Raw genomic sequence first — 15,890 nt, 5'->3', positions numbered from 1 at the left:
AAGTACATGGCACGATATTTTTGTTAAAAGTTTTAACATTTTTCTTCATCTCTTAAACGCTTTTATGAAAAGAAATCTCCTCGTTTTTCTTATTATCCTGGTTACCGGAGCAAACGCATTTTCAGCTTTCGTAACTGAAAAAACTTCTACCCAGCCGGAAGTATCGCCAAATCCCAAAACAGAAACCGCTGTACCTGGTGCCGATGCCGTGAAAGCAGCCATGAAAGAATTTAAAAGTCTTTCACGCCACGACAGAAAGGAGCGCCTGCGCAATGTAAAAGCCGAACTAGCAGCACAAAAAGCCGCTAAACAAAGCGGTGCTGAGCCATCAACAAATACCTTATTGCTGGTAATCCTTGCATTGCTCCTGCCACCATTGGCGGTTTACCTCCACCAGGGCGAGATCAATACAAAATTCTGGATTAGCCTTTTACTCACTTTAGTGTTTTTTCTACCTGGAGTGATTTATGCTTTAGTTGTGGTTCTTGGAGAGGCATAGAACGAATAATCACATGATTATGTGGTCGGTTAAATATTTTGTTAAATACCATTAACAGTTATATTTGCTTCAAATAATTGTCCACCTAAACCACACTGAATTATGAAAAAAAATCTCTTTATTCTTCTCTTATCCTGTATGGTTGCCGGCCAGGGTTACAGTGCATTTGTTACTGAACCCAAAGCTGAAACTGAGGAAGTAAGTGTAAACCCAAACGCTGAAACCAATGTACCGGCTATGGATGCGGTGAAATCTGCTATGAAAGATTTCAAGGCACTATCCCGCCACGAGAGAAAAGAAAAAATTAGTGAGGCTAAAAAACAGATTAAGGCATTCAAAGAACAGAAGAAAGCGGGTGCAGAACCTAACACGAATACCCTGCTGCTCGTGTTGATCGCGCTCTTTATTCCACCATTAGCGGTTTACTTACACGAAGGTGTTATCAATAACCGTTTTTGGATCAGCCTGATCCTGACCCTTCTAGGCGGTCTTCCCGGCATTATCTATTCCTTGATTGTTGTACTTGGACCTCCAAAAGGTGACTCATAATTTACAATAACAGACATAAAAAAACCCACGAAAGTGGGTTTTTTTATGTCTGTTAGCGAACGAACTACATAAGGTCCATCGCCAAAACAAAATAAGTTACAACGAATGGCAAAATAAGCCAGAAATATTGAGTAAAGAAGATCAACATCAGGATCATTGCAGCGAGGGAGATAAAAAAGTAGAGCCAATATTTCCGGGTTGGTCTTGCTGTTTCCATTCTATAAATTTTAGACAAAAATAGGGCAAGGCCCCGTATCGAACAATAATTGTTTCCTTAATTCCCTTATCCATATACAAAATCCGTTCTATAAGATACATTGGTTTGTTTTTATCTATTTTCGCGGTCAACAAAATTGAAAATCTTGTCTGATCTACAAAATGCGCGAGAACCTGAAGGATCGAATCAGGTTTCAGAATCTGCTGAACAAGCAGAAAATACCAACGCTGGTGCAACAGCTCCTACACAAAGTTCAAAAGGCGTTTCCGGTAGAAAAAAGGCTAAATCCGTAAAGGCTGCTATTCCGGTTGAAAAGCCTGTCGCGCCACTTCCTGCTGCTGAAGAAATCATTCCCGAAACAACCAGGAAAATAACGAAGCGAACAAAGAAGAGTCCGGTGGATGTTCCCGTTGAAAATAAGGCATCGTCCGAACTGGTTCAGTCGCTATCGGTAGGCGAACCGGCACCTGTAAAACCAAAGGCCTCACGCAAGAAAGTAGCTGCTCAAAAAACGCCTACACCCGCGGCCGATGTGATCAAAGTGTCTTTACAATTACGGTATAGCACAAAGTTTGGCCAGTCTTTTTCGGTAGTCGGCAACCACCCGGTGTTGGGAGGCAACGACATTACTAAACCCCTTCCACTTGAATACGTAAACGAAGAAAGATGGCAGGCATCATTTGAGATCCCAACTGGCGACCTTGCTGCTAATCCTGTTTCTTATAAACTGCTGCTGAGGGAAGATGATGGTACCCGCACATTGGAATGGGGTGACGACAAAAAGATCGTTAGTCCATCAGCTGGTATCAATGAGCTTGTTTTAATTGATAGCTGGAACTATGCCGGTTTTTACGAAAACACTTTCTATACAGAACCTTTCAGAAATGTATTCTTTAAAAACAACCAGCTTACCCAGGAGGTAGCGGTGCCTGAAGTATTCACACATATCTTTAAAGTAAAAGCGCCATTACTCAAGCCAAACCAGGCTTTGTGTCTCTGCGGTAACGTGCCGGAACTTGGCGGATGGAGTGCTGACAACCTGCAGTTGCTAAGCAAAAAGGCGGATGAAGATTGGTGGACAATTCATGTAAATCTTGCCAATGCCACATTACCCCTCGCATATAAATATGGCGTTTACAATCTTTCCGATAAGTCGCTGTTAGAACTTGAAGGAGGAAATAACCGTGTATTACATGACCAGCCTGCGACCGATAAACAGACCATAGTAACCGACTGCTTTATTCATCTCCCTAATAATACCTTCCGGGCGGCTGGAATTGCAATACCCGTCTTTGCGCTAAGAAGTGAAAATAGTCTTGGGGTTGGCGAGTTTAACGACATAAAACTATTGGTTGATTGGGCAAAGAAAACTGGGTTAAAGCTTGTTCAATTACTACCGGTTAACGATACAATAGCTACTTTTTCCTATTACGATTCCTATCCTTATGCAGCAATTTCAGCCTTTGCACTTCACCCCCAATACCTGAATATTGCTTCAATCATCAACAAAAAGGAACAGGCATTTCTGAATTCAATAACTGAATTATCTGCACGGCTAAATGCATCTTCAACAGTAGACTATGTAGAAGTTACAACAGCTAAATTCGAGTTGATCAGGAAAATATTTGCGGGTCAGAAGAAAGCAACTTTCAAGGAACCCGGGTTTATTTCGTTCTTCGAATCCAATGCGCATTGGTTGGTGCCTTACGCAGCTTTTTCATACCTGCGTGATCAAAACAAAAGTGTCGAATACAACAATTGGCCACAGCATAGTAAGTACGATGCGGCTGCGATACATGAACTCGCTGGTAATCCGGCCAGGGCAAAAGATGAAATAGCCATATACTATTTCATTCAGTACCATTTACACCTGCAGCTTAAGTCTGCAACAGAATATGCGCATGCGAATGGGATCATTGTAAAGGGCGATATTCCAATAGGTATTTACAGGAACAGCGTTGATGCATGGCAAGAGCCTGAGCTATACAATATGGATATGCAGGCTGGCGCGCCGCCGGACGACTTTGCAGTAAAGGGCCAAAACTGGGGTTTTCCTACTTACAACTGGAACCGCATGGCCCAGGACGGCTTTACCTGGTGGAAAAGGCGTTTTGCACAAATGAGCTATTATTTCGATGCTTTCCGGATCGATCATATCCTTGGTTTCTTTAGAATATGGAGTATTCCAATGGATGCTGTTGAAGGTATACTCGGACACTTCGTTCCTGCTTTACCTGTGCCGGCGAGCGAGTTTAACCTCAACGATGCTGATGCATTTCAACGGTATACTACGCCATTTATTAATGATTACGTTCTTAATGAAGTGTTTGGCGGCGCAAAACAACAGGTAACAGAGCAATACCTCGAGCCTATGGGTGAAGGACTGTATAGGTTATTGCCTTCGTTTGATACGCAACGTAAAATAGAGGACCACTTCGGTTCGCTTGAGCAACACGAAGAAAACCAAAGGGTAAAGATTGGCCTGTTTGACCTGGTGTCCAATGTGATCCTTTTTGAAGATAAAGACAGTAATGGTACACAGTTCCACTTCCGGATCTCCATGGAAAATACCACTTCATTCAAGGCATTACCATGGGAGCAGCAAAACAAGTTGAGGGAACTTTATGTCAACTACTTCTATGTGCAACAAGACCAGTTCTGGAAACATGAAGCACTTGCTAAACTCCCTGAAATCAAACGGGGCACCAATATGCTTATTTGCGGCGAGGACCTCGGCATGGTGCCGTCAACGGTGCCTGGTGTAATGCGCGATCTCGGAATACTAAGCCTCGAAATTCAGCGCATGCCAAAAGATCCAAACCGGGAGTTTTTCCATCCCGATGATGCACCTTACCTGAGTGTTGTAACACCCAGCACACATGATATGAGTACCATTCGCGGATGGTGGGAGGAAGACAAAAATGTTATTCAGCGATTTTACAATCGCGAGCTTGGGCAATACGGCAAAGCTCCGGCCGAGTGCGAGCCATGGATAAATAAGACCATACTCTTGCAGCATTTTTATTCGCCTGCGATGTGGAGTATTTTCCAGTTACAGGATCTGTTAGGTATGAGTGAAACACTCAGAAGACCTGATCCGAACGAGGAACGCATCAACATACCTGCAAACCCAAAACATTACTGGCGTTACCGGATGCATATTACGCTTGAAGACCTGGTGAATGAGGAAGAATATAATAAACAGCTGCTCGAAATAGTCGTTGCCTCCGGCAGGTGAATGTGATTTAGTTGTCGTTCACAATAAAGGGCCGAACGCCAAATGAGTCGGCATGAGCCACTGGTTAGTGCCCGCTTTGATACTCGTGGAGAATACAACTGGTGTCACTAATTAATGCTACTGGCACGCGGTCCATTCATGATTTTGAATGGGCCGCGAGCAATCAGCAAACTGCAGTTGCACAATGGGCAACGCCGGCATGCAATAAAGATTTTTTTTTTGTACCCGGCTGTGGTATTTTAATGGGAAATCGTTGCGTCGCACTCTTGTACGGCAAACCATTGGGGAGCAAATCAATCGAACAATTACTTGCACGGCAACCTATGAAGAGCAAATTAATCAAACAAATACCTGGCTATACCACATCCTTAAATAATTGCTCATTTGAAAGTCAGCCACCGGGTAAGTAACCTGCCCTTTAAACATCCTTTTACCATCTCAAGGGGTACAAAAACGCACCAGCCTGCGCTTATTGTAGCCCTGCAATTGGGAAACTTCGTCGGCTACGGAGAAGCACCTGCCATTAATTACTACGACATTACTGTCGAACAAATGGTTGCGGATATCGAAGCCAAAAAGGGGATGGTTGAAAAGTTTGCGCTCACCGATCCCGAGCGCTATTGGCATTATTTACACCACCTTTTTCCTAAAAACCCCTTTTTAGTATGCGCACTCGACATGGCCTGTTGGGACCTGTGGGGAAAGATGAAAGGCAAACCCGTTTATCAATTATGGAATACTTCGTTCAGCGGAGCTGAACCGGTAACCGATTACACCATAGGTATCGATAGCATTGAAAAGATGGTGGAGAAAATGCAGGAAAGGCCATGGCCGGTTTACAAGATAAAGCTTGGCACAGCAAACGACATTGAAATTGTACAGGCCCTGCGAAAACACACCGATGCTACCTTAAGGGTGGATGCAAATTCAGGATGGACCACGGATGAAGCTCTGCAAAAAATCCCCGTGTTAGCCGGCCTGGGTGTAGAGATGATTGAGCAGCCGCTCGACAAGCACAATATCGAAGGCATGCAATTGCTATTTAAGCAATCTCCATTGCCGCTTTTTGCGGATGAAAGCTGCGTGTTTGAGGCAGATGTAGAAAAGTGTTTTAATAGTTTTCATGGCATTAATATCAAGCTCACAAAATGCAGTGGGCTTACCCCTGCCAGGCGGATGATCAAGAAAGCACGGGAGCTTGGAATGAAGGTGATGATGGGTAGCATGAATGAAAGCACCATTGGAAGCGCTGCCATTGCCCAGTTCTTACCTCAGCTCGATATGGTTGATGTTGATGGTCCGCTGCTTTTAGACGAAGATGTTGCTACAGGACTTCAGTTTGACAACGGCAGAGTAATCATCAGTGATACACCGGGTCTTGGCATCAGGCTTAATGGATAATGCCGGTTTCAGAAGAATTTGCTTACTGCCATTTTCGCGAAGCCTGGGAAAGGTACGATCGGGTCTGTAACGGTGATGCGGCCGCGACTAAAACTTCCTGTATGCCGGAGGCCTCCAATACTCACTTGTCGATGGTTAAGCTCCTTTTATTCTTCGTTGGCCAATCCTTCCTAAATATTAACTCCACCACAAAACAGAGGTCTTCGCACAGTACTTATTGTCAACACCTCCTTGTTCGTACAACCGCGTCATTGCTCGTTGTTCGCTTTACAAACTAGTCCAAATCGTTCCCTCTACCGATTAGAATGATAGTTATCGATTCAACTATTTGCACCTCGCACAAGTAAAAACATCGATAGGCCTTGATTCCCAATTTTGGAAAATATTCCAAACCTCGGAAACATGCCCGTTCTTTAGTGTTTGTAGTATAGTGATAACCAACCCGGTACATATTGGCTCAAATATGGCTAATTGAAAATGTCATTTTAATCATTCTATATGCAGGCTAATGCTTTAATCGTACAAACGCAGCTAATTGAAGGCTGCCTGAAAGGTGATCGCCGTAGCCAGAAATTGTTATACGATACATTCTCCCCGCGAATGTTTAAGGTTTGTTTGCGGTTTGCTAAAAACCAGGTCGATGCAGAGGACATCTTACAGGAGAGCTTTGTAAAACTGTTTAACAGCCTGAACCGCTATAGGGGAGAAGGTTCTTTTGAGGGCTGGGTTCGACGCATATTTGTAAATACAGCTATTGAACATATCCGTAAGCGTAGTTTAAATGCTGTATCGTATGAACACCTTGAAAATAGCTTGATTGATCATCAGACCACCCCCCTGGAAAAGCTATACTTAGAAGACCTGGTTAAGATTGCTGAACAGTTAAGTGATGGTTATCAAACGGTGTTCAGGCAATACGCGGTCGAAGGATATTCTCATAAAGAAATCGCTCATCGTCTTGGCATAACAGAAAGTACCAGCAAGTCTCAATATTCCCGTGGCAAAGCCATTTTAAGGGCCCTGATTATAGCAGAAAGAGCAAAAGAAGCTGGGCTAAATCGTTAGCAATTGCCAGATCCTTTCAATGAGTTTTATACAAAAGTTCCTCCCGGAAGCTGCTCAACATATCATTAACCACCAGAAGGCAGTACATCAGGTGAGATCCTCGAACAAGGGTTTATACATCCCGGATTGGTATTGGTGCAACGATATTTTATAACATCACAATTACAAGCATCGCACTTGGTTAACGCTGCCAGTGAGCGTTACAGGCCTGTTGGCCGTTCCGCATTTGAGGCATTGGCTAAAGCTTTCCTGCAATTACCCCGTTCGCCCGCAACATTAATGTACCATGTCGAAAACGTGTTGTGTTTAGCGCGGGCTTGAAGTTATACGGTGAGAATCCACGTCGTATGAATTTATCCATAAGCCTGTTGCCACGGATAAATTTTTTTTGGCTATTCACGAAAACCGTCATGCTTCCTATAACTTTAAAGCCTAAAATCAATTCTGACGATGGCACAAAACATAAACAGGCGCGTACAAACTTTAGACGAGTTTACTATTCAACAGGTGCGGGATTTCCCACATGCAACCGGTGAATTGGGTAGGTTGCTTCGGGATATCGGCCTTGCCTCCAAAAGGGTAAACGTAGAAGTAAATAAAGCAGGGCTTGTGGATATTTTGGGCGATGCAGGCAGTATCAATGTGCAGGGCGAAGACGTAAAGAAACTTGACGTATTTGCAAACAACCAGTTTATCGGTGTTCTTCGGCATGGCATAAGCTGTGCGGGAATTGGAAGCGAAGAGAATGATGATATTGTAATCTTCGACGATGAAATAAGCAACAACAGTAAGTATGTGCTGTTGATGGATCCGTTGGATGGCAGTGGCAATATCGACGTGAACGTTTCGATAGGAACAATATTTAGTATTTACAGGAGAGTAAGCGAGCTGGGCCAACCTTGTAAGCTCGAAGACTTTTTACAACCCGGCAACAGGCAGGTAGCAGCCGGGTATATCATTTATGGTTCGAGCACCATGTTGGTTTATGCAACCCGGAGAGGCGTAAACGGGTTTACACTTGACCCATCTATTGGCGAGTTCACCCTTAGTCATCCTGAGATTCAATGTCCTAAAAACGGGAAGATTTACTCCGTGAATCATGGAAATTTTCACCAGTATAACGAAGGCACCAGAAGTTACATTCATACCTGCCAACGTAAAAATAGAAATAACGGCGGGCCATATACCCAACGCTACATAGGCTCGATGGTGGCGGATGTTCATCGAAACCTCATCAAAGGTGGAATCTTTATGTACCCGGGCACTACCGATAAACCTAAAGGAAAGCTAAGATTGTTGTACGAGTGCAACCCACTGGCATTTATTGCAGAAGTTGCAGGTGGTAAAGCTACAAACGGGGAAATCAGTATTCTTGATCTTCAACCAACCGAATTGCACGAACGCAGTCCGTTTTTTATCGGGAGCATTGAGATGATGGACGAGTTGGAAAGACACCTGGCGCAAGGGTAGCATTGCAGCGACTTAGAACACACGAATGAAAAAAATAATTGAAGTTCACGACCTGGTTAAAAACTATGGCGATTTCCAGGCGGTGAAAGGAATCAGTTTTGAGGTTTGTGAGGGTGAGATATTCGGATTGCTCGGGCCCAATGGCGCAGGAAAAAGCACTACCCTCGAGATCATGGAAACGCTAAGGCAAAAAACCAGCGGCAAAGTGTTGATCGATGGATTGGACCTGGATGTTGTTCCGGACGAAATTAAAAAGATCATCGGGGTTCAACTTCAGGCTTCCGGTTATTATCCAGGGCTTAAATTAACTGAATTGATCCGCCTTTTCGCCGGGCTTTATAACCGGAGTGTAGATCCATTGGAACTGCTCGGTCGGGTCAACCTGCAAGATAAAGCCGGGGAAAAGTATAAGTCGCTTAGTGGCGGTCAAAAGCAGCGATTTTCTGTAGCTACAACACTAATCAACACTCCCAGGATAATATTTCTAGACGAACCAACCACAGGGCTTGATCCACAAGCCAGGCGTAACCTTTGGGACCTTATCCGTGAAATCAGGAACAACGGCACTACTATTATCATTACCACCCATTATATGGATGAAGCAGAGGTCCTGTGCGACAGGGTTGCCATCATCGATAGCGGCAAAGTTGTTGCCGTAAATACTCCCGATAAGTTAATAGATAATCTTGTAGCAACCGGCTTTGAGCGACCCAAGTCGGTAAAGGCAGCCTCGCTTGAAGACGTATTCATCCATCTCACCGGTCATGAACTCCGCGGAGAATGATTTAACACAAAAAATTTTTAATTACCCATATAAATCATGAAGAAACATTTTGTTGTGCCTGCTTTATTACTGGCATCTTTGAGTGCAGGAGCACAGGTTAAACCTAAACCCAAAACTGCAGCGGCGAAACCAAAATCGGCGGCAGTTAGTCCGTTAAAAACAAATAAGGATAGCCTCAGTTATGCCTTTGGTATCTCACTTGGAGAGTACCTGAAAAGCCAGGGTGTTGAAAGTTTGAATTACGCCTTGTTGAACAAAGCAATTGATCAGAGCATAAAAAAACAAAAAACCTATTTCGACTTCAACCAGGCCAACGCAGTTATCGGGAAAATGGGCCAGGCGAAAATGCAGAAAACTGCAATGGCGGAAAAAGCCAAAGGCGATAAGTTTCTGGCGGAAAACAGGAAGCGTGCTGGTGTGAAAGTTACTGAGAGTGGTATGCAGTACGAGATTCTAAAAGCAGGTACAGGACCTATGCCCAAAGCGACGGATACCATTAGTGCCCACTACGCAGGCACTCTTCTTAATGGGACCGAGTTCGACAACAGTTATAAGCGCGGACAACCACTTGAGATACCGGTTAGCGGTGTAATTAAGGGCTGGACAGAAGCACTGCAAATGATGCCTGTTGGAAGTAAATGGAAGTTGTACATTCCATCAACATCGGCTTACGGCGACTATGGTGCAGGTAATGAAATACCGGGTGGTGCTACACTTGTATTTGAAATTGAACTACTCGATATTGTAAACAAAAAAACACAATAGTCTCATGGAAGCACAGCTACAAACCGACCTTCGCTACCCGGTGGGGAAGTATGAAATAAAGCCATACAGCCCCGAGCTAAAGGAGAAATGGTTGCGGGATATCCAATTCTTGCCGACTGATCTTGAGATGGTTCTTCTGAACCTGGACGAATACCAACTGGACACTCCATACCGTGAGGGCGGATGGAGTGTAAAGCAATTGGTGCATCACGTTGCCGACAGTCATATGAATGCGTATACCCGTTTTAAGCTGGCGCTTACCGAAGACAATCCCACGATAAAGCCTTACGATGAAAAGGGCTGGGCTACTTTAGATGATGTCTATGCCGTTCCTGTAAATGTGTCCATAACCTTGTTGCATGCCCTTCACCAGAGATGGCATGCAGCAATCAGGAACCTTTCTGAAGAACGATTTGACCGGACAGTTTATCATCCCGGTAATAAAATCAAGATGTCGCTGTGGCAATTGTTGGGAATGTATGCCTGGCACGGCCGACACCATGTTGCCCATATCACTGCATTGCGTAACCGGAACAACTGGTAAATATCTTACTTGCATGAATACAGATCAGTTGACGTGGACGCTGCTTAAATCGGAATACCTGCACAACGATACCTGGTTTAAAGCCAGGAAAGACACCTGCAGAAAACCTGATGGCAAAATTGTTGACCCTTACTATGTGATGGAATATCCCACATGGGCCGCTGCGGTTGCGATAACCGAAGACGACAAAGTAGTGCTCGTAAAACAATACCGGCATGCTATTCAACAAACCATTATCGAACTTCCGGGAGGATGTATAGATGACACGGATAATGCCATTGAAGATGGGATTCGCCGCGAGTTGCTGGAAGAGACCGGGTATGCTTTTAACGATATTACCTACCTCGGCAAAACGTCGCCGAACCCAAGTACGAACTCAAACTATCTGCATATGTACCTGCTCAAAGGTGGGGTAAAGGTGCAGGAGCAGGAACTGGATCATAATGAGGAGATAGAAGTATTACTGGTTCCATTAAATGAGCTTGTAAAAATGTTGCAGACCAACAGCTTCATACAGGCAATGCACGTTACAACTATCTTTTATGCCTTGCAGGCTCTCGGCACCCTGCACCTGAGAAGTACAGGATTATAGGGATAGTTATACGGATGCGTAAACTGCAAATGCATTATGAGTATTCCTGCAGCTAAGCGATCCATTAGAAAGGTGCTGATGTTTAACGGGAAAAGGGAGTGGTGCACTTGAATTCAGATCAGAAAAGAACCCAAAAGTACAATGAGTGACACCCCCGTCCGAACCGGTTCATCCGGGCGGGCGTCCGACTGGCGCATCCGGGCGGACAACGATGTTGAAAATGGATCCTCTGCTCGTCCCAAAAAATTACGAAAATTTGAGTTCGTGTTGGTTTACCTCGCCAACAACGAATACACTGCCACAAACCAAAATCATATCATTACTATCTGCGTGGTTAAGCGCTTCCTGTAACGCCGTTTTTACATTGTCGTAGGTATTGCCTTTCAGGTGAAACTTCGAAGCCTGTAATAAGAGTGTTTCTGTGTCGAGTGCCCGTGGTATGTTTGCTTTGGTAAAGTAGTACCGCGCATGACTTGGCAGGAGACTTAAAATATTCCGGGTTTCTTTATCCCTGACCATGCCGATAACAATATGAAGATGGTGATAGTCTGAAATCTCCAATTGCTTAATCACCTGCCTGATGCCGTCTTCATTATGGGCTACATCGAGCACTATGCAAGGGGAGTGGTGAATGATCTCCCAACGGCCATGCAGGCCGGTCAGTTTTTTTACTTTGCTGAGTCCCTCTTTTACATGTTGGAGATCGATAAAGATATCACGTGATCGAAGTACCGGTATACTTTCCAAAACAGTTAGCAAGTTTTGCTTTTGATAGAGCCCCGCAAGATCAATGTGATACGTCATTCGTTCTTCGGAATTGTGACTGGCGACTGTAACAACCAGTTGCTCGTGTTCGTGGCGCCATTCCGAAATCCATCTTTGTTCCTGTGCATAGCTGACCTGTGATCCTGCTTCGGCCGCATGCTGATCAAAAACCTTTTTATTTGCGGCAGTAGCTTCGCCGATCACCACAGGAATCCCAGGCTTTATAATGCCGGCTTTTTCCAGCGCAATCTTATCAAGGCTATCGCCAAGCATATTCATATGGTCCCACCCGATGTTGGTAATAATGGATAGTTCAGGTGTAATGATGTTTGTACTATCTAAGCGCCCGCCCAATCCCACCTCTATAACGGCAAGTTCAACCCCTTGCTGGTAAAAATATTCGAAGGCCATGGCAACCGTGATCTCGAAAAAAGAGGGCTGTAGTTCTTCAATCAATGGCTTGATCCGCTCCGTAAATTCCACTACAAAGTCCTCATTGCACATTTCGCCATTGATCCTGATCCTTTCCCTGAAGTCACGCAGGTGCGGTGAAGTGTAGAGGCCGGTTTTGTAGCCTGCCGTTTGCAGGATTGAAGCCAGCATATGACTGGTTGAACCCTTGCCATTAGTACCGCCGATATGGATACACCTGAACTTTTCCTGCGGGTTGCCAAGGGCTTCGCACAGCTTAATCGTATTGGTAAGGTCTTTCTTATATGCAGAAATGCCCTCGCGACTAAACATAGGCAGCTGGGTGAACAGGTAATCAAGCGTTTGGCGGTAATCCATTGAGCGATTTTGGTGAAGGAGGATGGTTAGTTCAACGAGCAATCAAAGCAGTAAAAGTAAACCTCGGGCTGGAACAAACAAATTTTTGTGGTGGCTATGCGCCGGGGTGCTGAAGCAGAGTGGGTCGCAGGTTACAATACGCGTGACAATAGGGGTGTTTAGCCGGGCAACGATCCGTAAATGGTTGGAACCAGGATGTCGGACGTAGTTGTCGACCTTAAAAAACAAGTAAACTAAATGAAATTAAAGGGATAGAATACAGCGCACAGAAGTAGTTATCGCGATTCTTGAGCTACGGAAAAAGCTTACTTAAGTAACGGTGCCGGGACCTGCCACTCTGCTTACTCGCTAATCCGCCAATCCGCGCATCCGCAATCCGTTTATCCGCAATCCAACTATCCGCTAACCCTTAGGTCCACGATGATTGTTCCCCGTTGTTCTTCGGCACCAGCACTAAAGGGGATCTTCATTGCGGCCTGTGTTGCGATACGCCTTGTATTACCATTGGTAGTTGTAGTGCCTCTTGGATTAACCACTGCAGAAATAACCTTACCCGCAGGACTGATAACGATATCTACAGCAACTTTTGCGTTTTCATTGAAGTCGTCTTCAAACCGGGGGACCCGTAATATACTGCGTCCGCTTAAGCCACTTCTAATTCTTACCCCGCTGCTGCCACCACCTCCATTTCCTTTGTAACTATCCGAGTTTGGATTACCATTCGGGCTTCCCTGGTCACCTTGCCCGCCGGCAATCCCCTGGTTGCGCGATTTGTTATAAGAGTCTGCATTATTGCCACCTGCATCTGTACTGGTGCCACCGCGGTAAACTGCTTTTGGTGATGGAGGTTTCGGGGTTGGAACCGCCGCAGGTTGAGGTTTTTCTACGGGTTTACTTACCACTTTTGGTTCGCTTCGGGGTGGTTTTACTGCAGGCTTTTCTACCTTCCGCATGGCTGGAACGTCCTCAGGTTCGTTTTCATCTGCATCAATATCCGGTTCATCTTCAGGTTGTGACTGAGCAACGGGTGGAGGAGGTGTGAAATTGGTTTCTTCGGCAATGGTGGGTTTGCCGGGTATCATTGGTGCTTCGTCGCCGAGGCCGGTCTCACTATTGCCTAAATTCACTTCAATACCTTCTTCAACAACAGGCGGCGGGATCTGGGGCAACGTCCATTGAGCAAAAAAGAAAACAATAAACAACAATATGCATACTACAGAAGTGTATGCAAGTGCCTTTATATTCTTCTCTTTTTCAAAAGGATGGTCCATGTAAGAGTTATTCGACATACCAAATGTAGTTGATTGAAAACAGCCGCCCTTTTTTGTTGAAAATTAGTGAGATTATGATGCCGGAATGCACAGCGCGTTCTAAAACATCGTTAAGATTGATTAAGCAGACTTTGTAACGCAAAAGTAGTGGCCGGCTTTATGGCACATTTTTGCCCGTTAATGTAAACAAAATCGCTACCACAGACCAAAGCCCATCATCTTTTAAAAAACACATCGTAGGCAAACCGGACGATGGTCCCTGTAACCACAAGGAGGAAAAACACACGAATAAATTTGTTGCCTTTTTGGATGGCAAGGCGTGCACCCAAGATTCCCCCAATTGCGTTGCACACGGCCATTGGCAAAGCAACGGCCAGGATGATGCGGCCGCTTCCTGCAAAAAACAGGATTGATCCCATGTTAGTGGCTAGGTTTACCATTTTTGCATGTGCACTAGCTTTAAGGAAATCGAAGCCCAATAAGGTTATAAATGCGAGCACCAGGAAACTGCCTGCACCGGGACCAATAAATCCGTCGTAAAAACCAATAACGATACTTATGCAAACACTGTAGATTACCCGGGTTTGTTTATCGTGATCCTTTTCGGAATGGATACCAAAGTTTTTCTTGCTGTAGGTATACAGTGCTACAAAAATCAAAATAATAAGTAGCAGGGGCTTCATAAAATCATTATGCACCTGGCTAAGCAGGTAAGAACCTGTAAATGCCGCGCTACACGAAAGCAACGTCATAAGCGTGAGCATTGGCCAGTCCATCTTTACCCTTCGGATATATTGAAGCGATGCCAGGAAGGTGCCGCAGAAGGCCGGGATTTTCAGGCTGCCGATTACTGTGGCAACCGGAAACTGCGGTAAAAGCACAAGTCCAGCAGGAGTTTGGATCAAGCCGCCACCACCAACAACAGCGTCGATAAAGCCGGCTGCAAATGCGGCAAGGCAGAGCCAGGCAATTACCTCATTGCTCATATGCCGGTTTCAGTTTAACTGCTGAAGCTTTGCGGGAGTTGGCAATGATGAGTCCCAAAATCACGAGTGCACCGCTTACCAAATGAATTAAAGTGATCTTTTCGCCCAGTAACCAAACTGCTTCGAGCGTACTGAACACGGGTATCAGGTTCCCGAATAAAGCGGTACGTACCGAACCAATTCGCGCTATAGCCGCATTCCAGCAGAAGTATGAAATTACAGATGCGCCGATGCCGAGGTATAAGATACTTCCCAGGAGATGATTACTCCACACAATCGGTTTAGTCACCGCTTGTTCAACAATAAATGCCGGAAGCAGCAACAGGCTGCCGGTAATAAAGATGCAGAATAAAAATGTTATTGGAGAGATGGCAGCCGGCTTACGGCGAACCAATACGGTATAAATTGAAAATACAAATGCACTGGCCAATATCCAGGCATCGCCGGGTGAAAACCGGAAGGCCAGCAATGTTTCGAGGCTACCTTTCGACAACAGTGTTACTATGCCGGCAATGCAAAGCAAAAGCCCTAAAATGCGTAACGAGGTTATTGCTTCTTTTAAAAAGATCGCTGAAATGATAATGGCAAAAACCGGCGAGGAGGTGGTGCCGATCAACGCCAGGTTGATGGCAGAAGTATAATGCCCCGCGACGTAGATAAACGTATTAAACAGGGTGATCCCGGTGAGTGAAACCCAGAACAGGTATTTCCAGTTTTTAAATACGACTTGTTTTTCCGACCTGAATTTTTTTAAGCCCAGGAAAAAAATAATAAATGCTGCCAACGACCACCGGCAAAATGCAAGACTTACAGGGGGGATTTCCTCGAAAACGCCGCGCGCGATAATGAAATTACCTGACCAGATGATGGTGGTAATTATCGCAAGGATTACTCCCTGATAAAAATTGCGTTTAACGTCGGGGTTGCTCATTTTGAATTAAAGAGCGGCAAAGAT

General features: G+C 44.9%; 15 protein-coding genes. 10 read left to right on the top strand and 5 right to left on the bottom strand.

The genetic code is table 11. From position 1 onward, the window contains the following. Positions 1-64 precede the first annotated feature (64 nt). Together EXU57_RS25310 and EXU57_RS02670 are read left to right on the top strand one after the other, a co-directional pair. Positions 65-499, top strand: coding sequence for a YqaE/Pmp3 family membrane protein (locus tag EXU57_RS25310; RefSeq protein WP_207955363.1), 435 nt, complete (start codon positions 65-67; stop codon positions 497-499). Positions 500-601: 102 nt separating this feature from the next. Further along, the gene (locus EXU57_RS02670) at positions 602-1,048 is read left to right on the top strand and encodes a YqaE/Pmp3 family membrane protein (protein WP_207955362.1); all 447 of its coding nucleotides are present in this window, start codon (positions 602-604) and stop codon (positions 1,046-1,048) included. A gap of 64 nt (positions 1,049-1,112) precedes the next feature. Here EXU57_RS02670 and EXU57_RS24950 read toward each other — a convergent pair whose 3' ends face one another. Continuing rightward, complete coding sequence (locus EXU57_RS24950) at positions 1,113-1,265, bottom strand: hypothetical protein (RefSeq protein WP_165958004.1); 153 nt, start codon at positions 1,263-1,265, stop codon at positions 1,113-1,115. Between the two features lie 145 nt (positions 1,266-1,410). On the opposite strand from EXU57_RS24950, the gene EXU57_RS02665 reads away from it, so the two are divergent. The 8 genes from EXU57_RS02665 (at position 1,411) to EXU57_RS02630 (ending at position 11,124) form a co-directional block, all read left to right on the top strand. Then, a complete protein-coding gene (locus EXU57_RS02665; protein WP_243745480.1) occupies positions 1,411-4,503 on the top strand; it encodes a 4-alpha-glucanotransferase in 3,093 nt (1,030 codons plus the stop codon). Positions 4,504-4,887: 384 nt separating this feature from the next. Continuing rightward, positions 4,888-5,904: a dipeptide epimerase gene (locus tag EXU57_RS02660; protein WP_133266610.1), complete on the top strand. Its 1,017-nt coding sequence runs from the start codon at positions 4,888-4,890 to the stop codon at positions 5,902-5,904. A gap of 498 nt (positions 5,905-6,402) precedes the next feature. After that, complete coding sequence (locus EXU57_RS02655; RefSeq protein ID WP_133266609.1) at positions 6,403-6,969, top strand: RNA polymerase sigma factor; 567 nt, start codon at positions 6,403-6,405, stop codon at positions 6,967-6,969. Between the two features lie 450 nt (positions 6,970-7,419). Continuing rightward, positions 7,420-8,439: a class 1 fructose-bisphosphatase gene (gene fbp, locus EXU57_RS02650; protein WP_133266608.1), complete on the top strand. Its 1,020-nt coding sequence runs from the start codon at positions 7,420-7,422 to the stop codon at positions 8,437-8,439. A 25-nt stretch (positions 8,440-8,464) separates the two neighbouring features. Beyond that, on the top strand, positions 8,465-9,223 hold the full coding sequence (locus tag EXU57_RS02645) for an ABC transporter ATP-binding protein (RefSeq protein WP_133266607.1): 759 nt from the start codon (positions 8,465-8,467) through the stop codon (positions 9,221-9,223). Positions 9,224-9,259: 36 nt separating this feature from the next. Next, on the top strand, positions 9,260-9,988 hold the full coding sequence (locus EXU57_RS02640; RefSeq protein WP_133266606.1) for an FKBP-type peptidyl-prolyl cis-trans isomerase: 729 nt from the start codon (positions 9,260-9,262) through the stop codon (positions 9,986-9,988). Positions 9,989-9,992: 4 nt separating this feature from the next. Further along, entirely contained in the window at positions 9,993-10,532 is a 540-nt protein-coding gene (locus EXU57_RS02635) for a YfiT family bacillithiol transferase (RefSeq protein ID WP_133266605.1), read from the top strand. A 13-nt stretch (positions 10,533-10,545) separates the two neighbouring features. Beyond that, positions 10,546-11,124 carry an NUDIX hydrolase gene (locus tag EXU57_RS02630; RefSeq protein ID WP_133266604.1) on the top strand — a complete coding sequence of 193 codons (579 nt, stop codon included), beginning with the start codon at positions 10,546-10,548 and terminating at the stop codon, positions 11,122-11,124. A gap of 246 nt (positions 11,125-11,370) precedes the next feature. Here EXU57_RS02630 and EXU57_RS02625 read toward each other — a convergent pair whose 3' ends face one another. The 4 genes from EXU57_RS02625 to EXU57_RS02610 all read right to left on the bottom strand — a co-directional run bounded on the left by EXU57_RS02625 (position 11,371) and on the right by EXU57_RS02610 (position 15,866). Beyond that, positions 11,371-12,678, bottom strand: coding sequence for a bifunctional folylpolyglutamate synthase/dihydrofolate synthase (locus EXU57_RS02625; RefSeq protein WP_133266603.1), 1,308 nt, complete (start codon positions 12,676-12,678; stop codon positions 11,371-11,373). 395 nt (positions 12,679-13,073) lie between these two features. After that, the gene (locus EXU57_RS02620; RefSeq protein WP_133266602.1) at positions 13,074-13,967 is read right to left on the bottom strand and encodes a hypothetical protein; all 894 of its coding nucleotides are present in this window, start codon (positions 13,965-13,967) and stop codon (positions 13,074-13,076) included. Between the two features lie 197 nt (positions 13,968-14,164). Next, a complete protein-coding gene (locus tag EXU57_RS02615) occupies positions 14,165-14,935 on the bottom strand; it encodes a sulfite exporter TauE/SafE family protein (protein ID WP_133266601.1) in 771 nt (256 codons plus the stop codon). Then, entirely contained in the window at positions 14,925-15,866 is a 942-nt protein-coding gene (locus tag EXU57_RS02610) for a DMT family transporter (protein WP_133266600.1), read from the bottom strand. Before EXU57_RS02610 ends, EXU57_RS02615 begins: the two co-directional genes overlap by 11 nt. Positions 15,867-15,890: the final 24 nt, after the last annotated feature.

Origin of the sequence: Segetibacter sp. 3557_3, from assembly GCF_004354985.1 — a bacterium.
In the GTDB taxonomy this organism is placed as follows: domain Bacteria; phylum Bacteroidota; class Bacteroidia; order Chitinophagales; family Chitinophagaceae; genus Segetibacter.
Note: the sequence above shows the minus strand (reverse complement) of the source record. Positions and strands in the feature narration are given on the sequence as shown.

Coding starts and splice junctions, on each gene's coding strand:
- EXU57_RS25310 (WP_207955363.1), top strand. CDS start 65: ATGAAAAGAAATCTCCTCGTTTTTCTTATTATCCTGGTTACCGGAGCA.
- EXU57_RS02670 (WP_207955362.1), top strand. CDS start 602: ATGAAAAAAAATCTCTTTATTCTTCTCTTATCCTGTATGGTTGCCGGC.
- EXU57_RS24950 (WP_165958004.1), bottom strand. CDS start 1,265: ATGGAAACAGCAAGACCAACCCGGAAATATTGGCTCTACTTTTTTATC.
- EXU57_RS02655 (WP_133266609.1), top strand. CDS start 6,403: ATGCAGGCTAATGCTTTAATCGTACAAACGCAGCTAATTGAAGGCTGC.
- fbp (WP_133266608.1), top strand. CDS start 7,420: ATGGCACAAAACATAAACAGGCGCGTACAAACTTTAGACGAGTTTACT.
- EXU57_RS02645 (WP_133266607.1), top strand. CDS start 8,465: ATGAAAAAAATAATTGAAGTTCACGACCTGGTTAAAAACTATGGCGAT.
- EXU57_RS02640 (WP_133266606.1), top strand. CDS start 9,260: ATGAAGAAACATTTTGTTGTGCCTGCTTTATTACTGGCATCTTTGAGT.
- EXU57_RS02635 (WP_133266605.1), top strand. CDS start 9,993: ATGGAAGCACAGCTACAAACCGACCTTCGCTACCCGGTGGGGAAGTAT.
- EXU57_RS02630 (WP_133266604.1), top strand. CDS start 10,546: ATGAATACAGATCAGTTGACGTGGACGCTGCTTAAATCGGAATACCTG.
- EXU57_RS02625 (WP_133266603.1), bottom strand. CDS start 12,678: ATGGATTACCGCCAAACGCTTGATTACCTGTTCACCCAGCTGCCTATG.
- EXU57_RS02620 (WP_133266602.1), bottom strand. CDS start 13,967: ATGTCGAATAACTCTTACATGGACCATCCTTTTGAAAAAGAGAAGAAT.
- EXU57_RS02615 (WP_133266601.1), bottom strand. CDS start 14,935: ATGAGCAATGAGGTAATTGCCTGGCTCTGCCTTGCCGCATTTGCAGCC.
- EXU57_RS02610 (WP_133266600.1), bottom strand. CDS start 15,866: ATGAGCAACCCCGACGTTAAACGCAATTTTTATCAGGGAGTAATCCTT.